The 23,927-nt window shown below is 62.4% G+C and carries 17 protein-coding genes; 3 read left to right on the plus strand and 14 right to left on the minus strand.

Translation table 11 applies throughout. The features are described 5' to 3' along the window. Positions 1-69: 69 nt before the first annotated feature. From KQ661_RS09490 to KQ661_RS09500, 3 genes are read right to left on the minus strand one after another with little or no spacing between them, the layout of a single operon-like run. On the minus strand, positions 70-828 hold the full coding sequence (locus tag KQ661_RS09490) for a T9SS type A sorting domain-containing protein (protein WP_216686275.1): 759 nt from the start codon (positions 826-828) through the stop codon (positions 70-72). Beyond that, the gene (locus tag KQ661_RS09495) at positions 822-2,516 is read right to left on the minus strand and encodes a reprolysin-like metallopeptidase (RefSeq protein ID WP_216686276.1); all 1,695 of its coding nucleotides are present in this window, start codon (positions 2,514-2,516) and stop codon (positions 822-824) included. The genes KQ661_RS09490 and KQ661_RS09495 overlap by 7 nt, the downstream gene beginning before the upstream one ends. A gap of 40 nt (positions 2,517-2,556) precedes the next feature. After that, positions 2,557-3,387 (minus strand): IS5 family transposase, encoded by an 831-nt coding sequence (locus KQ661_RS09500; protein WP_216685353.1) that lies wholly within the window; start codon positions 3,385-3,387, stop codon positions 2,557-2,559. A 171-nt stretch (positions 3,388-3,558) separates the two neighbouring features. Between KQ661_RS09500 and KQ661_RS09505 the strand changes: the two genes are divergently transcribed. Continuing rightward, the gene (locus KQ661_RS09505; protein ID WP_216685403.1) at positions 3,559-4,674 is read left to right on the plus strand and encodes an IS4 family transposase; all 1,116 of its coding nucleotides are present in this window, start codon (positions 3,559-3,561) and stop codon (positions 4,672-4,674) included. Positions 4,675-4,986: 312 nt separating this feature from the next. Here KQ661_RS09505 and KQ661_RS09510 read toward each other — a convergent pair whose 3' ends face one another. Beyond that, on the minus strand, positions 4,987-5,403 hold the full coding sequence (locus KQ661_RS09510) for a thiol-disulfide oxidoreductase DCC family protein (protein WP_216680402.1): 417 nt from the start codon (positions 5,401-5,403) through the stop codon (positions 4,987-4,989). Between the two features lie 179 nt (positions 5,404-5,582). Between KQ661_RS09510 and KQ661_RS09515 the strand changes: the two genes are divergently transcribed. Next, complete coding sequence (locus tag KQ661_RS09515) at positions 5,583-6,413, plus strand: IS5 family transposase (RefSeq protein ID WP_216678791.1); 831 nt, start codon at positions 5,583-5,585, stop codon at positions 6,411-6,413. A 135-nt stretch (positions 6,414-6,548) separates the two neighbouring features. Here the strand turns inward: KQ661_RS09515 and KQ661_RS09520 are convergent, their stop codons facing one another. Continuing rightward, positions 6,549-7,712, minus strand: coding sequence for an esterase/lipase family protein (locus KQ661_RS09520; RefSeq protein WP_216686277.1), 1,164 nt, complete (start codon positions 7,710-7,712; stop codon positions 6,549-6,551). A gap of 127 nt (positions 7,713-7,839) precedes the next feature. Between KQ661_RS09520 and KQ661_RS09525 the strand changes: the two genes are divergently transcribed. Then, on the plus strand, positions 7,840-8,178 hold the full coding sequence (locus tag KQ661_RS09525) for a hypothetical protein (RefSeq protein ID WP_216680404.1): 339 nt from the start codon (positions 7,840-7,842) through the stop codon (positions 8,176-8,178). A gap of 80 nt (positions 8,179-8,258) precedes the next feature. Here KQ661_RS09525 and KQ661_RS09530 read toward each other — a convergent pair whose 3' ends face one another. The 9 genes from KQ661_RS09530 to KQ661_RS09570 all read right to left on the minus strand — a co-directional run bounded on the left by KQ661_RS09530 (position 8,259) and on the right by KQ661_RS09570 (position 23,744). After that, positions 8,259-8,897 carry a flavin reductase family protein gene (locus KQ661_RS09530; protein WP_216686278.1) on the minus strand — a complete coding sequence of 213 codons (639 nt, stop codon included), beginning with the start codon at positions 8,895-8,897 and terminating at the stop codon, positions 8,259-8,261. Between the two features lie 45 nt (positions 8,898-8,942). Continuing rightward, positions 8,943-10,745, minus strand: coding sequence for a DUF885 domain-containing protein (locus tag KQ661_RS09535; protein WP_216686279.1), 1,803 nt, complete (start codon positions 10,743-10,745; stop codon positions 8,943-8,945). Between the two features lie 56 nt (positions 10,746-10,801). Beyond that, positions 10,802-12,298, minus strand: a complete 1,497-nt coding sequence (locus KQ661_RS09540; RefSeq protein WP_216686280.1) for a M28 family peptidase — start codon at positions 12,296-12,298, stop codon at positions 10,802-10,804. Between the two features lie 45 nt (positions 12,299-12,343). Next, a complete protein-coding gene (locus KQ661_RS09545) occupies positions 12,344-13,753 on the minus strand; it encodes a POT-type proton-dependent oligopeptide transporter (RefSeq protein WP_226929988.1) in 1,410 nt (469 codons plus the stop codon). A 146-nt stretch (positions 13,754-13,899) separates the two neighbouring features. Continuing rightward, the gene (locus tag KQ661_RS09550) at positions 13,900-16,239 is read right to left on the minus strand and encodes a S9 family peptidase (RefSeq protein WP_216686281.1); all 2,340 of its coding nucleotides are present in this window, start codon (positions 16,237-16,239) and stop codon (positions 13,900-13,902) included. Positions 16,240-16,516: 277 nt separating this feature from the next. Next, on the minus strand, positions 16,517-18,784 hold the full coding sequence (locus tag KQ661_RS09555; RefSeq protein ID WP_216686282.1) for a M3 family metallopeptidase: 2,268 nt from the start codon (positions 18,782-18,784) through the stop codon (positions 16,517-16,519). A gap of 84 nt (positions 18,785-18,868) precedes the next feature. Then, complete coding sequence (locus KQ661_RS09560) at positions 18,869-19,867, minus strand: hypothetical protein (RefSeq protein ID WP_216686283.1); 999 nt, start codon at positions 19,865-19,867, stop codon at positions 18,869-18,871. A 147-nt stretch (positions 19,868-20,014) separates the two neighbouring features. Continuing rightward, a complete protein-coding gene (locus KQ661_RS09565; RefSeq protein WP_216686284.1) occupies positions 20,015-21,799 on the minus strand; it encodes a DUF885 domain-containing protein in 1,785 nt (594 codons plus the stop codon). 124 nt (positions 21,800-21,923) lie between these two features. Further along, positions 21,924-23,744: a DUF885 domain-containing protein gene (locus KQ661_RS09570; RefSeq protein WP_216680412.1), complete on the minus strand. Its 1,821-nt coding sequence runs from the start codon at positions 23,742-23,744 to the stop codon at positions 21,924-21,926. Between the last annotated feature and the right edge of the window lie 183 nt (positions 23,745-23,927).

The raw sequence follows: 23,927 nt of genomic DNA on the forward strand, positions 1-23,927 counted from the left end.
GTTTAGTGGTGCGACGACTTTTTGGTCGTCGCACCATTATGTTTCAGCTAATTGTTGATTGGTAACCAATTAGTTAACCACCAGGCGCACGGTTGTGCCGTTGCCGCGCACCACGTATAGGCCCGGCGCAAGGGCCGCCAGCTCCAGCCGAAGCGTACTGCTGTCGGCTTGCATAGCTGATAGGCGCACCCGGCCGGACAAATCCAGCACCTGCACCAGCTGGCCGGCTACAAGGCCCGTCACCGTAACCGTGCCAGCGGCCGGATTGGGCCACATCTGCAGCCGGGCCACCGCGCTGGCGGGCACGGGCACGGCGCGTACCGGCGACAGGCTTTCGGGGCCGTTGTTGTCCACCTGGCGCAAGCGGTAGTACGCCGTGGGGCCGGGGTAGGTGGCCAGGGCCACATCGTCGAACTGATAGCTGCGGGGCGTGCTGCTGCTGCCCGGGCCGTGTACCCAGCCCAGGCGGCGGAAAATCGTGCCATCGGCAGAAGTCTCGATGGCAAAGCCAGCGTTGTTTTTCTCCGAAGCCGTGTGCCAGCTCAGGTGCGCCGTGGGGCCGTGGGCTTCGGCCGTGAAGGCAGTCAGCTCCACGGACAAGGGGCCTGCCAGGGTAATGTTGGCATTATTGATGGCAAAAAACACGTTGTTCAGCGCCTGAATTTTGATGCGACCCTGGGTCGTATTCACATTGGGGAGCTGCACCGATTGGATGCCATCGTTGGGCGTGCTGGCCAGCAGCACGGTGGGGAAGGTCAGGCCCCCATCAGTCGAGAAAAGTACCTGCACATTGGGGCAGCTCACTGGGGCCTGGTCGGTGCTCAACACGCTCCAGGTGAGGGTGTAGGTGCTGCCTCGGCCGGCCCCTTTGCCGCGCCGGGGGCCGTCACGGCAAAGGGGGCGGCCGAGGCCACGGCCAGGGTCACGTTGGCCCCCGTCACGCCGCTGTGGTTGTCGCGCGCCGTGAGGCGGAAATTGAGGGTGCGAGCCACCTGGGGCAGTATTTCGCCCAGCGAGGCCGTGTTGGCCAGCAGCGATGTCAGGTTGGGAAACGTGCGGGCCGGGCTGGTCTCGGGCGCAAAGCTGCGAAACAGCGGCGGACCCGAAGCATCGGTGGCCGCACCGGCCAGGCCGCTGGCATTGCCTATGTCCAGCTCTTCCCAGGAATAGGTGAGGACGTCGCCGTTGGGGTCGGTGCCGTTGCCGGCGAGGGTGAAGGGGGTGCCCTGCGGAATGGTGTAGGTGTTGCTGGCCGGCACGCTCAGGCTGGGCGGCTGGTTGCCGGTGGTCGTGAAGCTGCCGCAGTTTAGGCTGGGCACGATGGTACTCAGGCTGCCGGCGTGAAAATAGTCGATGCCCGCGCCCACGTTGTCGGGGGCGCAGCGAGAGTCGTACGACATGATGGTGTTGCCCGCACCCGGCTCGAAGGCCAGCGTGAGGCTGCGGTTACCGCCGCCGCAATTGCCCTGGTCGCCATTAAATGTATGCTCGGAGCCGAGCTGGTGGCCTATTTCGTGGATTACCACGGTGGCCATCAGGGCCGCTGAGCTCCCGGTGGAAGCGCCGCTGGCTTTGTACGGGTCGTAGCAAGTCACATCTACGTAAGCTACGCCCGAGTAGCCGCCGCTGCGGTAGCCCAGCACATGGCCCAGTTCGTAGTTGCCGGAGCCAATGACTTGGTCTATCTTACTTTGGTTCTCAGTCAGCAAGCTTGCGAGGTTGTTGTTGGTATAAGGGTCGGTGGTGGCATCGGTGAAAATGAGCTGGTCGTTGTTGCCTACCAGCTGCAGGCGCACGGCCAGGTCGCGCTCATACACCGCGTTCAGGGAATTCACCAGTGTTACCATGCTGGCCAGGGCATTGGCCATGGTGTTGCCACCCAGCTGCTGGGTGTACTCGCCGGTGGCGGCCATGGCCAGCCGCAGCACGCGCAATTGGCTGCCATATGGCGCGGGTGGGGTGGGCGCGGTGCCCCCGGCGGGCCGTTGCACCCGGCCGGGCACCGGCAAGACCCCGCAGGCAAACTCCGGCAGCGCGTCGGGGTGGCTCTGGTAGCGGTTGGCGGTACCGGGGTCGGCTTCGATAACGAGGGTGCTGGTGAGATTAAGCACCTGGGCGTGTATTCCGGCGGGTGAGGTTTCGAGGCGCACTGAGGCGGTGGGCTCGTCGAGCCCGTGCCCGGCGTAGGTGGCCAGCTGCGGATAACGGGCCGCCAGCGCGGGGGCCATCACCGGCGCTTTGGTGAGGGCGAAGCGGTGCAGCGTGCCGTCGGGGTAGGGCAGTTCCAGGGTGACGGCGGCGGGGCTGGTTTCGGAAGGCGCACTGGCCAGGCGGGCGTCCAGCTGCGTGGCATCGAGGATAAACCAGCTGCCGGAGGTTTTCGGGGCCATGTCGCCATTGCGGGCGGCCGGGGCTGGCTGCCACAGTGGGGCCGGGGTTTGAGCGCTGCCCACCCGGGGGCATAGCAATAGCGCAGAAATCAGCGCAAAAGAAATCTTGCCGTATCGAAAATCCATATTAATCAAGCGCAGACCGGGTACTATACGATGAAGCTGTTTAGAAAGTCGGCTTTTGGTTGATTTTTCGCAAAAAGATGACGACAAAGGCGAGCCAGTGCCAGGCCAGCCAATTGCCGACGCTGGTTTCGTAGCGCACGAGCAACGTTTTAAAGCCGTCGAGCCAAGCGTTGGCGTGTTCGACCACGACGCGGCGGCGGTAGAGTTCGGGATCGAAAAAGGTGTCGTCGTCGGTCTGCCAGTCGGCGGCGCGGCGGTTGCGGGGAATGTTGGCCTCGATGTCGCGCCGGGCGCATTCCTGACGAAAGCCTTGGGTGTCAAAGGCTTTGTCGGCGTTCAGAAACAGCCCGGCGACGGGAATATTGGCCGCTTCGAGCGAGGCGCAGATTTCCCCGAACAAGGCGTTGAGCTGGTGGGTGTCGTGGTGGTTGCCCGCCTGCGGGCTGGCGCAGGCCAGCGGCTGTCCCCGGTTATCGGCCAAGAAGAGGGCTGTGGTGGTACGGGCTTTCTTGCGGCCCTGATAGCCGACGGCCTCCCCGCCGTTCTTGGCGGGCGTGTGGCTGCCGTCGAGTTGGACGCTGGAACAGTCCAGATGGGCCCCGTTTTCGCGCAACAAGCGGAGCCATACCCCTTGCCAGGACCCGTCCTTGCGCCACGCATTAAAGCGGGCGTACACGCCCTGCCAGGTCAGCGATGCGCCCGTAAAAAACTGTTTAACAGGCAATAATCGCCATTGACAGCCGCTTTTGAGTTTGTAGAGAATGGCTTCCACCAACTCGGCCGGCTCCACGATCGAGGGGCGGCCATGGGCGGAGAAGGTGAGCGCGGGCAGAATCCATTGGCGAATCATATCTTTGGACAGGACTTCCATTAAAATGCGAAAAAAGGAGTGTTACACCTCAAATTTCGCGCTTTTTTGGGAGTCCTTTGACTTTCTAAACAGCTTCGATAGCTGTACTCTACCCTACTAAAAGTCAGGCAAGGCAAAAAAACGGGGCGGCCCGACCTTTGAGGTTCCTACACGCTCAACTCGTTCCGCCCCATGAAGCAACGCCTCATCGCCAAAATTACGACCGTTTTACAACACCTGCCGGTGGTGCGCAACCTGGCTCGCCAAAAGTTTGTGAGCCAGTTCATTATCGCGCTGATAAAAAGCCGCAACGTCCAATTCTGCGAGGTGGCCCAGCACTTGAACGATGCCGTCAAGTTGGCCTCGAACGAAACCCGGATTCAGGATTTTTTCCGCGAAACGGACCTGAACTATCTGGTGCTGGCGCAGTTAGTGCTGGGCCTGCTGCCGGCCCAGGGCAAGCTGCGCCTGTGCCTGGACCGCACGGAGTGGGATTTCGGCCAGTGCCAGGTCAATATCCTGCTCGTGACCGTGGGTCAGGGCGCGTTTCACGTGCCCCTCTACTGGGAACTGCTCGACAACCGCAGCGGCAATTCCAACGCGGCTGACCGCATCGCCCTGCTCCGGGTCTGCGTCCAGGTGCTGGGCAAAGACCGGATTGGCCTGGTGCTGGGCGACCGCGAATTCGTGGGCCATGCCTGGTTCAAATGGCTCAAGGACAACGGACTGCCTTTTGTTATGCGTCTACCCCGGCACCACCTGCTCACTCACCCGAGTGGCCGCCGGCAAGCCATTACGGACCTGGGCCTGGCCGTCGGACAGACCCGGCGCTTCGCCCAGTGCCAGGTCGACGGGGTCTGGGGACAGGTCTGGGTCAAGGCCTTGACGGACGGGGATTTCCTCTTTCTTTTTGGCAACGTGGGCCTGCCGTACATGGGGCAGCTCTACGCCAAGCGCTGGACCATCGAGCAGTGCTTTCAGAACCTCAAAGGTCGGGGCTTCAACCTGGAGGCCAGTCACTTGCGCTGCCACCTGAAGTTGCGCAAGCTCGTGGCCCTGGTCAGTCTGGCGTACGCCTTTTGCCTGGGCGTGGGCACGGTAGCCGACCGGAAAAGCCAGCCCATCGGCCGCAAAAACCACGGCTACCGAGCCATGAGCCTTAGCCGACACGGCTTAAATATCCTGCGCCAGCTCAGCCGCCCCGGTACCGGGGCGGCTGAGAAGCTCGCCCGAATGGTGGAAACAGTATTGCGCTGGTTTTGCTGGCAAATTACTCGATATCAATTCACTAGAAAAATAGTAGGGTAGAGTACGATAGCTGTACAGTACAAAACCACTATTGCGGGTGAGTCCTGCCAAATGAGGAATAATATGGAGTAAAATACAAGTCAGGAAGTGAAATGAAGCTGTATTTACATCGCATATACGGCACCTTTTTGTTCGCTGCCACGCACAAGGCAAGTTATTGGCCGGCTCACTATCAAGGCGCCCAGTTGCGAATAAATATGTATTATATAAAATATTTATTTATTTAAAAAAGTCAAAATGCTTCCTCGTTCAGGGCCGTCCTACCAGGCCAATGGCCGCATTAGGGTTGCGGGCCTATTGGCTGGGTGCGCCTCATAAAAACCGCGTTTTCAGGGCCGGCGTGGGCAGCATGCAGCTTTCCTGTCGGCCAAACCAGCGGTAGCGGTGGCGGGCCACGAAGCGGTAGGCGGCATCGCGCCAGGCAGCGGGCAGCACCCGGCCCAGGCCCGCTACCCGCCATACGCCGCCCAGGCCCTCGGCAATGCGCAGCACGGCGTCCGAATGCGAGTACAACTGCCCGCCGCTCAGCAGCAGCACCGATTCGGGGGCGGCCGCGACGGCGGCCGGCGTGAGGCCGTGGGCCATCAGCAGGGCCCGGCCGGCGTCGCTTTGCAGGGCCGCGAAGCGGAAGTGGCCCGCCGGGTCGCGGCGGATAACGAACTGCACAAAGCCGTTGCAGAGGTTGCACACGCCGTCGAACAGGATGGTATCAGGAACAGAATTGGGCATGGATTCGGCGAAAGGGGCGGTGGTGACTGCTATGTTAAACGGGCCGGCCGGGCCAATGTTGATAATTGCTGTTGCGCCGGTAATGCTTGTGCCGGGAGTTTTAGAAGCTGTTTAGAAAGTCAAAGGACTCCCAAAAAAGCGCGAAATTTGAGGTGTAACACTCCTTTTTTCGCATTTTAATGGAAGTCCTGTCCAAAGATATGATTCGCCAATGGATTCTGCCCGCGCTCACCTTCTCCGCCCATGGCCGCCCCTCGGTCGTGGAGCCGGCCGAGTTGGTGGAAGCCATTCTCTACAAACTCAAAAGCGGCTGTCAATGGCGATTATTGCCTGTTAAACAGTTTTTTACGGGCGCATCGCTGACCTGGCAGGGCGTGTACGCCCGCTTTAATGCGTGGCGCAAGGACGGGTCCTGGCAAGGGGTATGGCTCCGCTTGTTGCGCGAAAACGGGGCCCATCTGGACTGTTCCAGCGTCCAACTCGACGGCAGCCACACGCCCGCCAAGAACGGCGGGGAGGCCGTCGGCTATCAGGGCCGCAAGAAAGCCCGTACCACCACAGCCCTCTTCTTGGCCGATAACCGGGGACAGCCGCTGGCCTGCGCCAGCCCGCAGGCGGGCAACCACCACGACACCCACCAGCTCAACGCCTTGTTCGGGGAAATCTGCGCCTCGCTCGAAGCGGCCAATATTCCCGTCGCCGGGCTGTTTCTGAACGCCGACAAAGCCTTTGACACCCAAGGCTTTCGTCAGGAATGCGCCCGGCGCGACATCGAGGCCAACATTCCCCGCAACCGCCGCGCCGCCGACTGGCAGACCGACGACGACACCTTTTTCGACCCCGAACTCTACCGCCGCCGCGTCGTGGTCGAACACGCCAACGCTTGGCTCGACGGCTTTAAAACGTTGCTCGTGCGCTACGAAACCAGCGTCGGCAATTGGCTGGCCTGGCACTGGCTCGCCTTTGTCGTCATCTTTTTGCGAAAAATCAACCAAAAGCCGACTTTCTAAACAGCTTCTTAATGAGTTCCTGGTTGCTCGTTCTAAAAAACGGCTCAAAAGCATCCAATCAGCAACTAACTGGCGCATCCGGCTGCGCTCAGCATGGCGTTCTTTCGTTTCCCGTTTCCCGGTTTAAGTGCCGCCTCAGGCCCACTGCTTGAGGTACTGAAACACCTCCGGATGCGTGAGCAGGCCGCCGTGGTGCTGCTGGTTGAATACGGCCGTGCGGACGCTGGCCCCGGCGGGCAGGGCCGCTTCATCGCCGAAGGTGGCGTGGCCCCGGGCGCTGCCGTGGCCCACCAGCCCATCGCCGAAATACTCGCGCAGGGCCGAGGGTCGGGTGGCCCGTAGCCAGGAACCCATCAGAATATGATATTTCACGCCGGGCAGCGGCGGCACGGGCGTGCGCGGCGGCGTGAGGTCGTTGGCGTGGGCATTCTGCCAGTCCTCATCCACCAGAATGGAGTAGCGCAGGTCCTTGATGCCGTTGCTGCGCTGGTTGAGGGCCTTGCTGAGAAAGCGGGTGGGAAACAGGTTGATGCGTTCCAGCAGCCGCGCCGTGAAGTGCGAGTTCTGCTCCAGCCACGAGCCATCGTTGGGCGTGCCGATGAGGAAAATGGAGCGCAGATGCGCCAGCCAGGGGGAGTTATTGGTTGAGAGTTGAGAGTTAAGGGTTAAGAGTTGATTTTGGTCGGAAGTTGTGGCCGACTCATCACTAACAACTCTTAACTCTTCACTTTTAATTTTTAACTCACTTCCATAGTAGCCTGCCGAGCGGATAATCAGCCCGCCCATGCTGTGGCCCACCAGCACGAGCTCGCCGATGGCATCGGGCCAGGTATTCACCAGCTCGGTGAGGAGGCGGTTGAGCTCGCGGCCGTTTTCGGAGAGGTGCAGGCCGGAATTGAAGCGTAGGTAGAGGCCGCGGCTGTGGGTTTCTTCGGCCAGGCGCGGGCCGTAGCGGCGGCTGCCGGCCGGGTCCTGAAAACTGGTTTGCCAGATGAGCTCATCGCCCATCAGACCGTGGATGTAAACCACCGTTTTCTGGTGTGGCTCGATGAGGTGCAGGTCGGCCACGGCCACGTCCTGCCCGCCCCGCCGGAAGCTCATCTGGATGGCGCGCGGGTCGAAGCGGGTAGCCAGCTGGTCGCCGAGGGCCCCATTGAGCACGGGTAGAAAAAAATGCTGGTGCGCCTGGCCCACGCGCACCACGTAGCTGGCCCCGCGCACGGGCAGCATTGCAGCCCGCCCCACGGCCCCCAGGGCACGGCGGAAGCGGGAGGGCGGCTTGGGGTCAGAATCAGACATGGGCTGGCGGGAACACGCGGCGGTAAGAAGAAGTATAACCCGAAAGTAGCGCCGCCGCCGGTATTGCGTTGGCCTTCCGCCCGAAATCAACGTACTTTGCACTACTTAATTCCAAGCACTACATTTCATGAAGCTTTCTCACCGTCCCGCCCTGGCCCTGTTGCTGGGCACCGCTTTGGCGGCCTCGCTCTCGTCCTGCGAATACCACTGGAGCCCCGGCAAAAACCCGCAATTCAAACACGGTTTCACCAACGCCCCCGGCTGGCACAAATCGGATGTGGACCGTGACAGCATCAATAACCAGCAGCGCGTAGAGCCCGCCACGGGCACCGGTTCGGCCGTAGCCATTAAAAAAGGCTCCGTGAAGGAGAAGCTGGACTCGGCTCCGGCTGGTACCAGCGCTACCTCGCCCCAAAATGCCAGCGGTCAGATGGGTTCGGTAGACCAGACCCAGCCGAAAAACTAGTTTTCGGCAATCGCCCAAAATACAAAAAAGCCCGCTGCCTTAATGGTAGCGGGCTTTTTGCGTTGAAATTGCGGGTTGAGCTAAGCCGGGCGCTCGGCCACTGGCAGCTGCCCCACGCGGGCGTAGCCGAAGCGCACGGGCGGCAGCACGGCGTGGTAGCCATCGAGGCCTGAAATGGCGGCCGTGCCGACGGCGGCCAGGTCCAGCGTGCCATCGGGGCGCAGTAGCTCGTCGCGCAGATAAACGTGCTCCACGGTGCCCACCAGCAGCACGGTGCCATTGCTGATGTGGTGCTCCTCCAGCAGCCGCAGGCCGATGCTAACGGCGCTTTCGGCCACGTAGGGCGCGGGGAAGCCGTCGCGGTATTCGGCTGTGAAGCCGCAGGCATCAAACTCCGAAACCGTATCCGGGAAGTTGGCCGAGGTGTAGTGGGCCTGGGCGGCCAGGGCCTCGGGTACGTGGTTGAGGGTGTAGCATCCGCTGGCTTTGAGGTTGGCGTAGGTATGGCGCGGCACGGTGGTGGGGCGCGTGATAATGCCCAGCAAGGCCGGGTCGGAACCCAGGTGCAGGGCCGAGCTGAACACGGCCAGGTTGGTCATGCCATCGGGCGCAGCGGTACCCACTAGATTGGCCGATTTGAAGCCCGGCAGGCCGTTGACGAGGTTGAGGCGGTATACTTTTTCGAAGCCGGCGATTTCGGCGGCGGTGAGGTGGTGCATGGACGCTTGGCTTGACTGAATGAGAAATGAAGAAGGAGGAACGTCTTACTGCTGTCGGGCGGCCCAGGCGTTCATCTTCTTTTCCAGCACCGTCAGCGGCATCGAGCCGCCGTCGAGCAGCTCGTTGTGGAAGGCGCGCAGATCGAACTTCGGCCCCAGTTGCTTGCGGTACCGGTCGCGCAGCTCACTGATTTTGAGTTGGCCCGTTTTGTAGCTCAGGGCCTGCCCTGGCACGGCCATGTAGCGCTCCACCTCGGCTGTGGCACCCTGCTCGCTGATGGCCTCGTTGGCCTGCATGTAGGCAATGGCCTGCTCGCGGGTGAGCTTGCCGGTGTGCAGGCCCACGTCCACCACCAGGCGCAGGGCCCGGTGGATTTCGGCTCCCAGGTGGCCCATGTGCTGGTAGGGGTCTTTGAATACGCCTAGTTCCGGCCCCAGGCTCTCGGCATACAGGCCCCAGCCCTCGTTGAAGGCCGAGTAGCCGCCGAAGCGGCGGAACTTAGGCAGAGTGGTGTTTTCCTGCTGTAACGATACCTGGTAGTGATGGCCCGGAATGGCCTCGTGCAGAAACAGCGTTTCCATGGCCGGGTTGCCGGCCGTGTTGAAGGTGAGCGGGTCGAGGATGGGCACGTAGAAAATGCCCGGCCGGGTGCCGTCCGGGGTGCCGCGGTTGTACTCGGCCGAAGCCGAAGCCGCCCGGAAGGCCTCAGTGGCGCGCACCTCAAACCCGGTTTTGGGCGTGCGGCCAAACAGCCGGGGCAGGCCCGGCTCGATGCGCGCCTGAATGGCCCGAAAGGCATCGAGTACCTCTTTTTCGGTTTTGAAGGGCCGGAATCGCGGGTCGGTGTTCACGAAGGCGAAGTAGGCCTTCAGGTCGCCTTTGAAGCCGGTTTCGGCTTTCACCCGCTCCATCTCGGCGTGGATGCGGTCTACTTCGGCCAGGCCGGTCTGGTAAATTTGCTCCGGGGTGCGGGTGGTGGTGGTGCCTACCTGTGCGGCGTAGGCGTAGCGGGCGGCACCCTGCGGCAGCGCACCCACACCCGACGAAGCCCGGGCCTGAGGCAGGTATTCGGTTTCCAGAAAGTCGGCCAGCCTTTGGTACGGAGCCGCTACGTCGCGCCGAATGGCCTCCTCAAACAAAGGCGTCAGCCGGGCCTTGTCGGTCGCCGCGAAGCTGGCCGGGAAAGTCTTTACGGGGCCGTAGAACAAGCTTTTGGCGGGGTCGGCCACGGCCAGGGCGCGCAGCTGGCTCACCATTTTGGGCACCAGGGCCTTGGGCAGTACCACGCCCGCCTTCATGCCGCGCCGGAAGTTGCCGATGGCCGAATCGGCCCAGACCGGGAAGCCGCGCAGGCGGCCCAGCCAGTGGTCGTAGTCGGCCACGGTGGCAAAGGGTTGGGCGCCGGTGCCCGCCCCCAGCTGGGCCAGGCTGCTGGGCAGGGCATAAAACTGGTTGAAGGGTATCATCCAGTTGTTGAACTGGTAGCCGGCCAGCCGCTGCTCCAGCTCGTAGGCCAGGATATCGTAGCTCACTTGGTCGTTGGCGCTGAGCCGGGCCCGGTCGAACGTGCGCAATGCCCCGAGGTAGCGCGTGTAGAAGCGCTTCAGCGTGTTGCGTCGGGCCTGGGTCTGGTCGTTGGGCAGCTGGTCGTCGAAGCGGTGGTCGCCCTGGGCCGTGGCCGCCAACGGAAACAGCTGGTTAGTGCGGTCGGAATATCTTTCGAACACTGCCGCCAGCGGGGCCGAGGGCGGTGCGGCAGGCCGGGAAGCCGGAGCGGGCCGCCTGGCAGGCTGGGCCGCCGCCGCACCGCCGGCCAGTAGCACGGCGACAAAAAGAAACTGTTTCATGGCAACGAAGAGAAAGACGAAAAAAGAGCGGAAGGCGGACTTCGGGGCTCACCCCGTTACCGTTCCAGCTTGAAGCCGGGCTCCCGCGCCGGCGGCGCGGTGCGGTTGGCCACGGCCCAGCCGGTGAGGTACATCCACTGCGTCATGCGCGTGAGCTTGGCGTAGTCGATGCGGCTGGGCTCGTCGCGCGGCGTGTGGTAATCAACATGCAGCAGCGAGGTGTACATGATGGACGGGATGCCCAGGCGGGCGTAGGGCAAGTGGTCGGAGCGGAAATACCAACCCTCGGGGTGCGTAGGCTTGTCCCACTCGGTATCGAGCTTGAATTTGGGGCCGGCCTGGTTGGCAGACAGCGCGGTTTTTACGAGGTCCGACGAGTTCATGTGGGGCGGCGTCGAGCCCAGCAGGGCAGCGCTGTCGGCCACGTTGCGGCCCATCATTTCGGCGTTGAGCACGGCCACGATGCTGGATTGGGGCACCGTGGGGTGGGCCGAGAAGTAGGTTGAGCCAATTAGCCCGCGCTCCTCCGAGCCTTGGTACACGAACAGGGCCGAGCGCCGGCCCGGCTGCTGCTTAAAGGCCCGCATGATGGCCAGCAGGGCCGCGCAGCCGGTGGCGTTGTCGTCGGCTCCGTTATAAATCGAGTCGCCGGCGATGGGCGCACGCACGCCGTCGTGGTCCTGGTGGGTGCTGAAGAGAACGTACTCCTTTTTCAATTGCGCGTCAGTGCCGGGCATTTTGGCCACAATATTCACGGACGGGTACTGGAAGCTTTCCACCTTCAGCTCGGTCGTAAACTGCTGGCCCGCCTGCTGCACCCAGCTGGCGGCGCTGGCGGGCAGCCATATCACGGGCGGGGTGTTCACCACTTTGGTGCTGGCCGCGCCGGGCAGGCTGTAGCGCCCGCGCTCGTAAATATGACTCCAATGGTCGTAGATGGCCTGCGATGGCGCATCCGAGACAAATACTACGGCCACCGCACCGGCCTTCACGAGCTCGGCCGTTTGTCCGGCAAATTTGCCAAATACGTAGCGCCGGTAGCTGATGCCATCCGTCGGCGCTCCGGAAATCTGCACGGCCACAGCCTTGCCTTTGATATCGACTTTGGCCAGCTCGGCCGCCGAGCCGCTGCCTACAAATACCAGCGGGGCCGTAATGCTGGCGTTGGTGGGGGCGGTTACTACGCCGTCTTCGTTCAGCTTAATCTCGTGGGTGCCAATGCGCAGGGTGCTGTTTTTGCCCAGGCGCGTGCGCTGCAGGTTGAACCACTGGAAGTAGGTGCCGTCGTCGCCAGCGGGCAGCATGCCCGTTTCGCGGATGCGGTCGGCGAGCCACACGCTGGCTTTCAGTTCATCCAGAGTGCCGCCCTCGCGGCCCCGGAAATGGTCGCCGGCCAGCGCAAACAGGTCGCGCTTGATGTCGGCTTCGTGAATGGCGCTTTCGGCGTTGGTGGACTTGGCAACGGGCTTCTTTTGGGCTGAAGCAGCCACGGGGGCGGCCAGGGCTAAGCCGGCCAGCAGCAGGCGCGGCAGGGAGCGAAGTTGTGGGAGCATAAGGGACGGATTGAGAGAAAAAATTAATTGAACATTTAAAGAACGTCATGCAGAAGGGTTCTGGGCCGCTCGGGACTCCAACGGCTCGGCCCCGACGTATGTTTTTTCGGGCAGCCGCGAAGCCACCAGCACAAACAGGGTCACGTTCACGGCCATTAGCCCGGCCGTGAACCAGTAAAAGTTGGCCCCGTGCAGTCCGGCCAGCCAGCCGCCGCGCGCAATGCTGCCATTCACCAGGCTCAGCCCGAAGTTGGCCGCCGCAATGGTGAGCACCCACAGCGACGTGGTGAGGCTTTTCAGCGAGCGCGTGGCGTGGGTGTAGGCATATTCGAGCCCCGTGATGGCTACCATAATAACGCCACCCACCAGCACGCAGTAGGCCAGAATCTGCCACCAGGCCGAGGGATGGCTGCCGGCATCTACCCGCGTTTGAATAGCGCCCACAATGAGCACGCCCAGCGTGGCAATGACCATGCCCGCGCCCATGCGGCGCAGTGGCGTAGGCTGCAGCCCACGCCGGGCCAGGGCCGGATACAGCTTGTACGTGAACAGCGGGTTCAGCCCGATGCCAAAGATGATGCCCGATAGCTGCAGCTGCTCGGCCAGGGGCCGGAAGCCCGGCCACAGCTCGCGGTTGAGGTGCGTGGCCTGCAGCACCCATTCCGAGGAGCTTTGCTCGTTCAGTATCCAGAGCACCGGCACGAAGGCAAACACCACGCCCACGCGGCGCAAGGCGGCCCGGTCTTCGCCGGCGCCCAGCACCTTGCGCAGGCCTGCGCGCAGGCCGGTGGGCGGCACGCGCACGTAGCGCCGTCGCCCGGCCCAGAAGGTGAGGGCCGCCGTGGCCATCAGCAGGCCCGGCACACCGAAGGCCACGGCCGGCCCGAAATGTTGGTAGAGCAGCGGCGTGAGGATGGTGGCCAGCGCCGCCCCCACATCAATGCTCATCTGAAACCAGCCGTAGGCCTTGGGCAGCAGCACCGCGTTGGCCGGCGTGAACTGGTCGCCGAGGTTGGCCGTCACGTTCGACTTTATGCCGCCCATGCCCATGGCCACCACCAGCAGCCCCAGCCGGAAGCCGCTCAAATCATTGTTGAATGCGGAAAGCAACACGTGCCCGCCGCAGTACAGAATCGACAAATAGAGAATGACGCGGTACTTGCCCAATACCCAGTCGGCCAGCAGCGCGCCCACCACCGGCAGGGCGTAGCCCAAGGCCGAAAACGAGTGCACCAGCGCGTTGGCCCGTGCCTCGGCCCCGGCCGTGAGGGCCGCGCTGTGCGTGGGATTGAAAAACTGCGCCACCAGAAACGTGGGCAGAATGGTCATCATGCCATAGTAGCTGAACCGCTCGGCCACCTCGCTGCCGATAATGAAAGGGAGGGCACGCGGGAAGCGCACCGGCGCGGCCGTAGTGGAAGATGCAGGAGCGTCGGCAGCGGTGGAAGGCATCATGAGGCAAGGCCAAAAAATAGGGAACGCCATGCCGAGTGGAGCCGAGGCATATCGCGTGCAATAGTAAACCTAATCGACTGGATTACTACTACACGCGAGATGCCTCGGCTCCGCTCGGCATGACGTTCCTTCTGCTAACCGTTATTCTACTGCACCGCGTTGCGCGGGTCGGGCCGGGGCTTCATCTCGTAGTCGTGCGGCGGCTGCCGGCCGGCCAGGTTCTGCACGAAGTAGTCCCAGCGGCGGCGCGTCATGTAGGGCGAGTAGGCGCCGTAGCCGTGGGCGGCGTTGGGGAATACCACCAGGTCGTAGCTCTTGTTGGCTTTGGTGAGCGCCTCCACCACCAGCAGGGTGTTGGCGGGCGGCACGTTGTTGTCCATCAGGCCGTGGGCCAGCATGAGCTTGCCTTTGAGGTTCTTGGCGAACGTGGCGTTGGCTTGGTTGTCGTAGCTGGTGGTGCCGTCGGCATTGGTTTTCAGCAGGCCGATGTAGCGTTCGGCCCAGTCGTCCTCATAATTACGGTTTTCGTGGTTGCCCGATTCCGAGATGCCCACTTTGAAGAAATCCGGGTAGCGGAACATGGCCGCCGCTGTGGCATAGCCACCGCCCGAATGCCCCCAGATACCGGCCCGCTCCAGGTCGATGTACGAATACTTCTGCGCCAGCTGGCGCATGCCGGTCACCTGGTCCGAGAGGGTATTTTCGGCCATGTTGCCGTAGCAGGCATCGTGATAGCTCTTGGAACGCAAGGGGTTGCAGCTGCCTTCAATCACGACCACCACGAAGCCCAGCTCGGCCAGCGCCTGGTTATCGCCCCGCGCCGAGGCAAACGACCAGCTGCCCACGCCGCCGCCCTGCGGCCCCGGGTAGATGTAGTTGATAATCGGGTACTTCTTGTTCGGGTCCAGGTTGGTGGGCGTGAACATGAGGCCGTACAGGTCAATCTGCCCATCCTGGGCTTTCACCGTGATGGGCGTGGGAGCCTTCCAGCCGGTGGCGGTGAGGCGGGAAATGTCGGCTTTCTCCAGCGTTTCCAGCAGCTTGCCAGTGGCGGCGCGCAGCACGGTCACTCCCGGCTTGTCGGGTTGCGAGTAGGTGTCCACGAAATAGCGGCCCGAGGGCGAGAGCATCACCTGGTGGTTGCCGGCTTCGGGCGTGAGCAGGGTGAGATTTTTGCCATCGAGCCCCACGCGGTAAAGGTGGGTAAAATACGGGTTGCCCGGCTCGCGGCCATCGGCCAGGAAGTACAGCTGGCGCTTCTGCTCATCCACGCGCAGCAGCTGCGTTACCACAAAGTCACCCTTCGTAATCTGGTTCTTCACCTTGCCGCTGCCGGCATCATACAGGTAAAGGTGGCCCCAGTTGTCGCGTTCCGAATACCAGACAACCTCTTTCGTCTTGGGCAGGTAGCGCCAGTTGATATCGCCCTGACCCGATTCGTACTGCGTGGCCACGGTTTCGGAAAACACGTCGCGCACCGCGCCGGTGGCGGCATCGGCCACGCGCAGCTTCTCCTCCTTGTGGTCGCGCGAAGTCGACACGAAGGCCAGTTCGCGGCCATCAGGGCTCCAGTCCACATCGTCAAAAGTGCCGCTGCTCGAAATATCGTCGGACAGCGAGCCCCGGTGTTGGTCGGGGGCCATCTGCAAGCGCACCACTTTCGGGTTGTTCACCTCAATGATGACCCGCTCGATGGTGGTCACGTCTTTGTCGCCCGGCAGCGGGTATTTCCAGGATTTGAGGGTGGGATGGCCCACGTTGGTGGTCACCAGGTACATGTCGCCCACGGCCCGCTGGTCCTGCCGGAAGGTGGCAATTTTGCGCGAGTCGGGCGACCAGCGCAGCACCGGCTTGTCGCTGGTGGTCCAGCCGGCGTTATCGGTGGCGTAGCCGTAGTCCTTGGTGCCGTCGGTGGTGAGCTGGGTGGTTTGGTTGGTTTTGGTGTCGCGCACCCACAGGTTGTAGTCCTTGATGTAGGCGGCCAGCTGGCCGTTGGGCGACTCAATTTCGTTTTCGGCGTGGGCGTTTGGCTTGGCGGCGGGCGTGGCCTCGGGGCTCAGCTGGCCGCTCGCCACGTTATACTTCCAGCTTTTACCACCGGCCGCGAAGGAAATGGTCTTTTCATCGGGCGAAAACGCAAAGGTGCGAAACGGTAGCCGGGCCGCCTCGTAGGTTTGGCCGGTGGCCGTGGACAGCGCGGCGGCCAGTTTGGTCTGGTTGAAGGCGGCGTTGCGGGTTTTGCGGGCCGGGTCCACGAGAATGAACTCGCTGCCCTGGGCCGTGAGCACCCGGTACCAGAACCGGTCGCCCGCGAGCCAGTTGGGCTGGCCGGCGCTGTGGTCCACCAGCGGCTGGGTGTTGTAGCTCAGGAAACGTTCGGCGCGGGCGTAGTCCTCGGCCGTGAGGGTGGGCAGCTGCTGGGCCACCGCCACTGCCGAAACGAAAAAGGTCGCGGCCGTGAGTAGGGCCGGTACATACTTGTGCATAGGCTTTATTAGGAGCAGGCTAAAAATTGAAATTATCAGGCTTGAAAGGTCGGCGTTTGGCCGGGGTAGGTTGCTTTGGTTGCGAAGTAGGGGGCAGGCACCGCACCCTACAATGGACAGCAAAATGGCAAAAAGAAAGCCCCAATAACGGGGCTTTCCTGTGAAGCTGTTTAGAAAGTCCCCGAACGGTCATGCTTCGCTGCGCGCTGCATGACCGTTTGAGTACCTTTTGTGACTTTCTAAACAACTCCTGTGATAAGCACTGACCGACGCTCGGCTACTTATGCTGAACCGGCATCTTGGGCGGCGCACCCGCCGGCTTGCTGGGGCCCAGCTTGCCGCCGGCTTTGGCTTTGGCCATCGGGAAGCCCCGTTGCTTCATGAGCGCGTCAATCTTCGGGTCGCGGCCCCGGAAGGCGCGGTAGCCGGTGGCCGGGTCCACGGTGTTGCCCACGGTGAAGACGTTTTTGCGCAACCGCGCGGCCACGGCCTTGTCATACGGCCCGCCGGCTTCGGTGAAGGCGCTGAAGGCATCGGCCGCCAGCACCACCGACCACAGGTAGGAGTAGTAGCCCGCCGAGTACCCATCCGAAGAGAAAACGTGCGAGAACTGCGGCGTGCGGTGGCGCATCACCAGCTCGGAGGGCATGCCCATCTCGGCCAGGGTTTCGCGCTCAAACTTGTCGGGGTCAATTTTTTGCCCGCCGGCCAGGTGCAGCTTCATGTCGATGAGGGCGCTGGCCAGAAACTCGGTGGTAGCAAAGCCCTCGTTGAACGAGCTGGCTTTGTCGATGCGGGCCACCAGCGCCGCCGGAATGGGCTGGCCGGTCTGATAGTGCAGGGCAAACTTGTTGAGCACCTCGGGCGTCGCGAGCCAGTTTTCGAGCAGCTGCGAGGGGAATTCCACGTAGTCGCGCACCACGTTGGTGCCCGAAAGGGTGGGGTAGGTCACGTTGCTCGACAGCCCGTGCAGGGCGTGGCCGAACTCGTGGAACAGCGTGGTGGCATCGGTCCAGGAAATGAGCACCGGCTCGCCGGGCGTACCCTTCACAAAGTTTGAGTTGTTCGATACAATGGTGGTCACGGCCTTGCCGTCCATGCGTTCCTGGTTGCGGTAGGCATTCATCCACGCGCCCGAGTTTTTGCCCGGCCGGGCGTAGGGGTCGAAGTACCAGAGGCCGATTTGCTTGCCGGTGGTTTTGTCGTTCACCTGCCACACCTTCACGTCGGGGTGGTAAACGGGCACATCGGTTACGGGCACGAAGGCGAAGTTGAACAGCTCGCCGGCCACCCAGAACATGCCCTCACGCATTTTATCCAGCTGCAGGTACTGCTTCACCTCGTTCTGGTCGAGGTCGTAGCGCGCCTTGCGCACCTTCTCGGCGTAGTAGCGGTAGTCCCAGGGCTCAATTTTGAAGTTGGCGGAGGCACCTTCTTTTTTGGCCAGGGCCAGCATGTCTGCCACTTCTTCGTGCTCGCGGGCCACGGCAGGCTTCCACACCTGCTCCATCAGCTGCATGGCGGCTTCGGGCGTTTTGGCCATGGTATTATCGAGGCGCAGGTGGGCGTGGGTGGCGTAGCCCAGTAGCTTGGCACGCTCGGCCCGCAGCTGCAGAATCTGGGTGATGAGGGCATTGTTGTCGTGGGCCCCGCCGTTGTCGCCCCGGTTCGTGAACATCCGCCAGGCCTTCTCGCGCAGCCCGCGCTGGTCCGAGTACGTCAGAAAAGGGTCGATGCTGGAGCGCGTGTTGGTGATGACGCCCACCGCCGCAATCTTGCGGGTGCCAGCCGTGGTTTTGGCCGCGTCGCGCAGCGAGGCTGGCAGCCCGCCCAGGTCCTTGTCGGTTTTCAGCACCAGCACCGAGTCGGCCTCATCGGCCAGCACGTTCTGCGAGAAATTGGTGAACAGCCCCGCCAGCTGCTGATTGATGGCCGAAACCCGGGCCTTGGCGGTGGTATTCAGCTTCGCGCCCGCCCGCACAAACTGCTTATAGTCCACTTCCACCAGCCGCTGCTGCTCCGGCGTCAGCTTCTTGGTAGCGGGCGCGTTATACACGGTTTCGATGCGCTTGAACAGGGCCGCGTTCTGCGTAATCTGGTCGCTGAACGCGGCCAGCTTGGGGGCCATCTCGGTTTCCACGACACTGAAAGCGGCATCGTTCAGCGTGCCGCTCCAGATGTCATATATCGCCGATACGCGGGTCAGGGTCTGGCCGCTGCGCTCCATCGCGGCAATCGTGTTCTCGAATGTGGGGGCCGCCGGGTTGTTGGCAATGGCGTTGATTTCGGCCAGGTTCTCAGCCATCGCGGCTTCGAGCGCGGGCTTGAAATCGGCCACCTTCACTTTATCGAACGCCGGCACGCCACCGTGGCCCCCAGCCCAGGGCGCCAGCAGCGCCGGCTGGTTGGCGCGGGCCGAGGTCGGCGTGGCGCTAGAAGCAGTAGTTTGGGCCATGCCAGGGGTGGGAAGCAGGGTGAAAGCCAGGCCGAGGGTGGTCAGAAAGCCTGTCAGCCGGCGGCTGGCAGCAAAGGGAAGTTGACGCATATAGGGAATGGGGACGCGAAGTAAAGGTTGGAACGAAGCCGGGCCGGAAGGGCCGGCATTGGGGTAAGATACTTGCCAGCGAGGCTATTTCGCCGACTCCTGTTTGCGAAAGGGGAAAACGTAGCCGACTTTGAATACCAGCTCTACATCAATGCTGGCCTTGTTGCCCGGCTCCTCAATCTGATTGAAGGGATTGACTTGCTTGGCGGTGAAGTTGGTGGCCCGGTGCTCGTTGAGCATGTCGTACTGCGTGACCACAAACCGGCCACCCAGCCCCATCCCACCTTCCAACAGCCAGTTCGACCCAACATGCCATACCGAGCCTATTTTTAGGTCGATTCCCGAAATGTCCTTGCTCACAAAATTGCGGTCGTAAGTGTAGTAAGTTGCGTCGCGGTAGTAGTTGTTGCCGTAGCGGGTGTAGCGCTCGGGCGTGAAAAACGCCTGCACGGAAAAGTAGGTTTCCTGGTGAGGATTTTTGGCGCGTGCGGGCAGATAGCGGCGTAGCTCCAGCTTGAATTTCTGGTAATGGTAGTCGTAGCGGTCGGCGAGCAGTCCCAGGGTGGTGATGCGCAGGGCGGTAAACTGCTGGCCATAACTGGCCTCCAGGCCGATGCGGGGACTGGGGCGGTACTCCAGCCCCACCAGGAGCGTGCTGGCGCTGGGGTCCTGGGTAGCCAGGGGTGAGAATTTTACGGCCAGGGCCGGTGCTAAACTGACCTGTCGGCTGGGCTTCAGCTTATCGGCTGGCCCCGTGGCCCCGTCGGGAGGCACCACCGTGACCACGGCAATACTGGAAGTAACCACCACAAGGCTAGTAGTTTGCACCACGGCACGAAAGCGCGTGGTGGTTAATAAATCCGAGAACGTATAGCTGCGGCCCGGGCCACCCACGTCCACAAAACCCTGGCCGGTATCGGCTTGGTAGCGTAGGATGGTGCCGTAAAATCCCTGCAAAATCAACGTGCCGGAGTTGGTTCCCGCCGTTACGGTGGTGGTTGCGGGACTCAGGGTGCCGCCCGCCGCAACGATGTCCTGGGCCCGGCCTACGAAGGCCACCCCCAACAACAGGGTCAGGAGCAAGCCTGCCCGCCTCCATCGTAAACCAGTAGTAGTTGGGGCTTGGTGTTCGCGGTTGTTGAGCGCATGCGGAAGGGGCAGATAGGAGTAACCAGTAGAGGCAAACATTAGGGAAAGGTAGTGTAGTAGCAGTAGTAGAATAAGGCCCGCTTAGCGCTGCCGGGCCGCCCAGGCGTCCATGCGGCGCTCCAGCACCGCCAGGGGCATCGAGCCGCCGGCCAGAATCTCATCGTGAAAAGCCTTCAGGCTGAATGTTTTGCCCATCTGCTTTTCGTAGCGGCTGCGCAGCTCGCGGATTTTGAGCTGGCCGGTTTTGTAGGCCAGCGCCTGGCCGGGCATGGCTAGGTAGCGCTCTATTTCGGCCGTGGCGGACTGCTCCGAAATGGGCTCGTTGGCCATCATGTAGTCGATGGCCTGCTCGCGGCTCATGCCTTTGGCGTGCATGCCCACATCCACCACCAGGCGCAGGGCGCGGTGCATCTCATCGCCCAGCGCGCCAATGCGTTGGTAGGGGTCGGTGTAGAGGCCCAGCTCTTTCCCCAGGCTTTCGCAATACAGCGCCCAGCCCTCGCTGAAAGCGGGGTAGGAGGCAAAGCGCCGAAACTTGGGCAGGCTGGTGTTTTCCTGCTGCAACGACAGTTGGTAGTGATGCCCGGGAATGGCCTCGTGCAGAAACAGCGACTCCATGCCAGAGGTCACGTTGAAGGTGGTAGCATCGAGAATGGGCACGTAGAAAATGCCGGGCCGCGTCCCATCCGGCGTGCCCCGGTTGTACTCGGCCGAGGCTGTGGCGGCCCGGAAGGCTTCGGTCTGCCGGATTTCAAACGGCGACTTTGGGGCCAGACCAAATAGCCGGGGCAGGCTGGGCGTGATGCGGGCCTGAATGCCCCGAAAGGCTTTCAGGACTTCCTCCGGCGACTTGTAGAGTGTGTACTTACTATTGGAAGCGAGCGAGTTGAAGAAGCCCGACAGGCTGCCCTTGTAGCCGGCCTGCTTTTTCACGGCCTCCATCGCGGCCCGAATGCGCTTCACCTCGACCAGACCGGTTTGGTAAATGGCCTCCGGCGGGCGCTCGGTGGTCGTCATCAGGCGCACGTTGTAGCGGTACATCTCGGTCCCGCCGGGCACATCGGCCAGGCCGGCGGTGCTGCGGGCTCGGGGCAGGTACTCGGTCTGCAGGAACTCGGCCAGCTTGCGGTAGGTGGGCACCAGCTGCGTGGCAATGGCCTGCTGATAGGCGGCCGTGAGGCGGGCGCGGTCGGCCTCCGAGAAGCTGGCCGGCAAGCGCGTGATGGGTCCGTAGAACAGGCTTTTGGTGGCGTCGGCGGTGATTTGGGCTTGCAGCTGGGGTACCATTTTCTGCACCAAACCGCGGGGTAATACTATGGACGTGCGCATGCCCTGCCGGAAATTGCCGATGGCCGAGTCGGCCCACACCGGGAATCGGCCCACGCGGGCCAGCCAGTTGTCGTAGTCGCGCACGGTGCGGAAGGGCTGCGCGCCGGTGCCCGCGCCCAGCTGACTCAGCGTGGTGGGCAGGCTGTAAAACTGGGCAAAGGGCATCATCCAGGTATTCAGCCGCAGGCCCTCGATGCGGCTGCGCATCTCGTACTGAAAGATGTCGTAGCTGAGCTTGTCGTCGGCCCGGAGGCGGGCGCGGTCAATGTTCAGCAGGTCGTTGAGGTAGCGGCGATAGAAGCGCACCTGCTGCTGGCGGAAGGCGCGGGTCTGGTCGTTGGGCAGGCGGTCGTTGTAGCGGTTGTCGCCCTGCGACGTGGCCACCAATGGGAACAACCGCGCCCGGCCCTCCCAGTAATCGTTGAACAGGCCCGTCAGCAGCGCCGCCGAAGTGGAGTTGCCCGGCGAAAGTTGGGCTTCGGCCGGGTGGGCTACTAAGCACCATGCGGCCAGCAGGATAGTAAAAAGTCGCGTCATTGACCGGTGAATAGGCGGGCAAGCTACATAAATAGGCGTGGAATTCCCTTTTTTATGCTAAAAAGCCCCGCACCGGAATAATCCGGGCGAGGCTTTTTGGCATACATATTTAGGTATCTACTTCTTATTGTTTTGCCGCCCAGGCGTCCATTTTCTTTTCCAGCACGGCCAGCGGCATCGAGCCATCCTTCAGCAGCTCGTCGTGGAAGGTGCTGAGGTTGAATTTGCTGCCGAGCTGCTTCTCGTATTTGGCGCGTAGCTCCCGGATTTTGAGCTGACCGATTTTGTAGCCCAGCGCCTGGCCGGGGATGGCCATGTAGCGCTCGATGGCCGAAGTGGCCTCGTCGGGCGTGGTGCTCAGGTTAGCCAGCAGGTAGTCGATGGCCTGCTCGCGGGTCATCTGGCGCGAGTGCAGGCCGGTGTCCACCACCAGGCGCACGGCGCGCAGCATCTCGTCGCCCATGGCGCCCATGCGCTGGTAGGGGTCTTTAAACAGGCCCAGCTCCGGCCCGAGGCTTTCCGAGTACAGCGCCCAGCCCTCTACGTAGGCATTCTGACCGCCGAAGCGCCGGAACTTGGGTAGGCCGGTGTTTTCCTGCTGCAGCGAAATCTGGTAGTGGTGGCCCGGAATGGCTTCGTGCAGAAACAACGACTCCATGCCCGAGGTAGTAGCGAACTTGGTAGCGTCCGGAATCGGCACGTAGAAAATGCCCGGTCGCGTGCCGTCCGGCGAGCCTTGGTTGTACTCGGCTGAGGCCGAGGCTTCGCGGAATTTCTCGGTCTCGCGAATTTCAAACGGCGTTTTGGGCGTGCGGCCGAACATCTTCTGCAGGTTGGGCAGCATCCGCTGGTGGATGTCTTCGAAGGCGGCTAGCACTTCCTCCGGCTTCTTGTAGGGCCGGAACTTGGCGTCGGTATTCAGGTACTTGAAGAAGGCCGGCAGGTCGCCTTTGAAGCCCACTTCGGCCTTGACTTTCTCCATCGCGGCTCGGATGCGGGCCACCTCGCTCAAACCGGTCTGGTAGATTTCGGCCGGCGTTTTGTCGGTCGTTGTCTCGTACTTCACGTCGTAGGCGTACATCTCCTTGCCGCCGGGCACGGCGTCGATGCCGCTCGTGGCGCGGGCCTTGGGCAGGTACTCGTTTTGCATAAACGTGCCCAGCTTTCGGTAGGCGGGCACCAGCTCCGTCAGGATGGCCTTTTTATAGGCCTCCGTGAGCCGGGTTTTATCAGCGTCCGAAAAATCCTTGGGCAGGCGGGTAATGGGGCCGTAGTACAGGCTCTGGGTGGCGTCGGTCACCACAATGTCTTTGGCCTGCAGCTGGGGTATCATGCGCTGCACCAGCACCTTGGGCAGCACCACGCCCGTGCGCATGCCCACCCGGAAGTTGGCAATGGCCGAGTCGGTCCAGGCCGTGAAGCCGCGCACCCGGCCCAGCCAGTTCTCGTAATCCTTCACCGTCTTAAAAGGCTGATTGCCCTGCCCCGAGCCGTACTGGCCCAGTGAGATGGGCAGGCCGTAGAACTGGTTGGCCGGCATCATCCAGGAGTTGAGCTTGAGGCCGGCCAGGCCGTGGTTCATCTCGTACTCGAAGATGTCGTAGCTGATTTTATCGTTGTCGCTCAGCTTCTCGCGGTCAAATGTTTGCAGCCGCGTGAGGTAGCCCTGGTAAAAGGTGCGCAGCGTGTCGCGGAAGGCGCGGGTCTGGTTGTTGGGCAGCTGGTCGTTGAAGCGGTTGTCGCCATACGCCGTGGCCGACAACGGGTCGAGGCGCGACTGCTTTTCCCAGTAGCTGTTGAACAGGCCCGGCAGGCCCGAGGTCGAGTCGGCGGCGGCTCCCGTTTCGTTGTTGGCGCTGCTCGTGGCAGTCTCGGTGGTTTTGGTCTGGTTGCAGGCCGTGGTGAGGGCGGCCGCGACAAGGCCGGCCAGGGCAAGTTTTTTCATGAGCGGGGTTGAATGTGCCGCAAGCTACGAAGCGACACACTCCCCTCCTTATCAAGGAGGGGACATTTCAGCGAAGCTGAAATTGGGGTGGTGCCACCGGAGGGTGGCATTGAACGGCTTGCGTAAGGGCGGTGTCCTTGCCTTTCAGCTGTCGGCCATTCTTTTCATTCAGTTCAACGGCCT

The sequence above is a fragment of the Hymenobacter siberiensis genome (assembly GCF_018967845.1).
Lineage (GTDB): Bacteria > Bacteroidota > Bacteroidia > Cytophagales > Hymenobacteraceae > Hymenobacter > Hymenobacter siberiensis.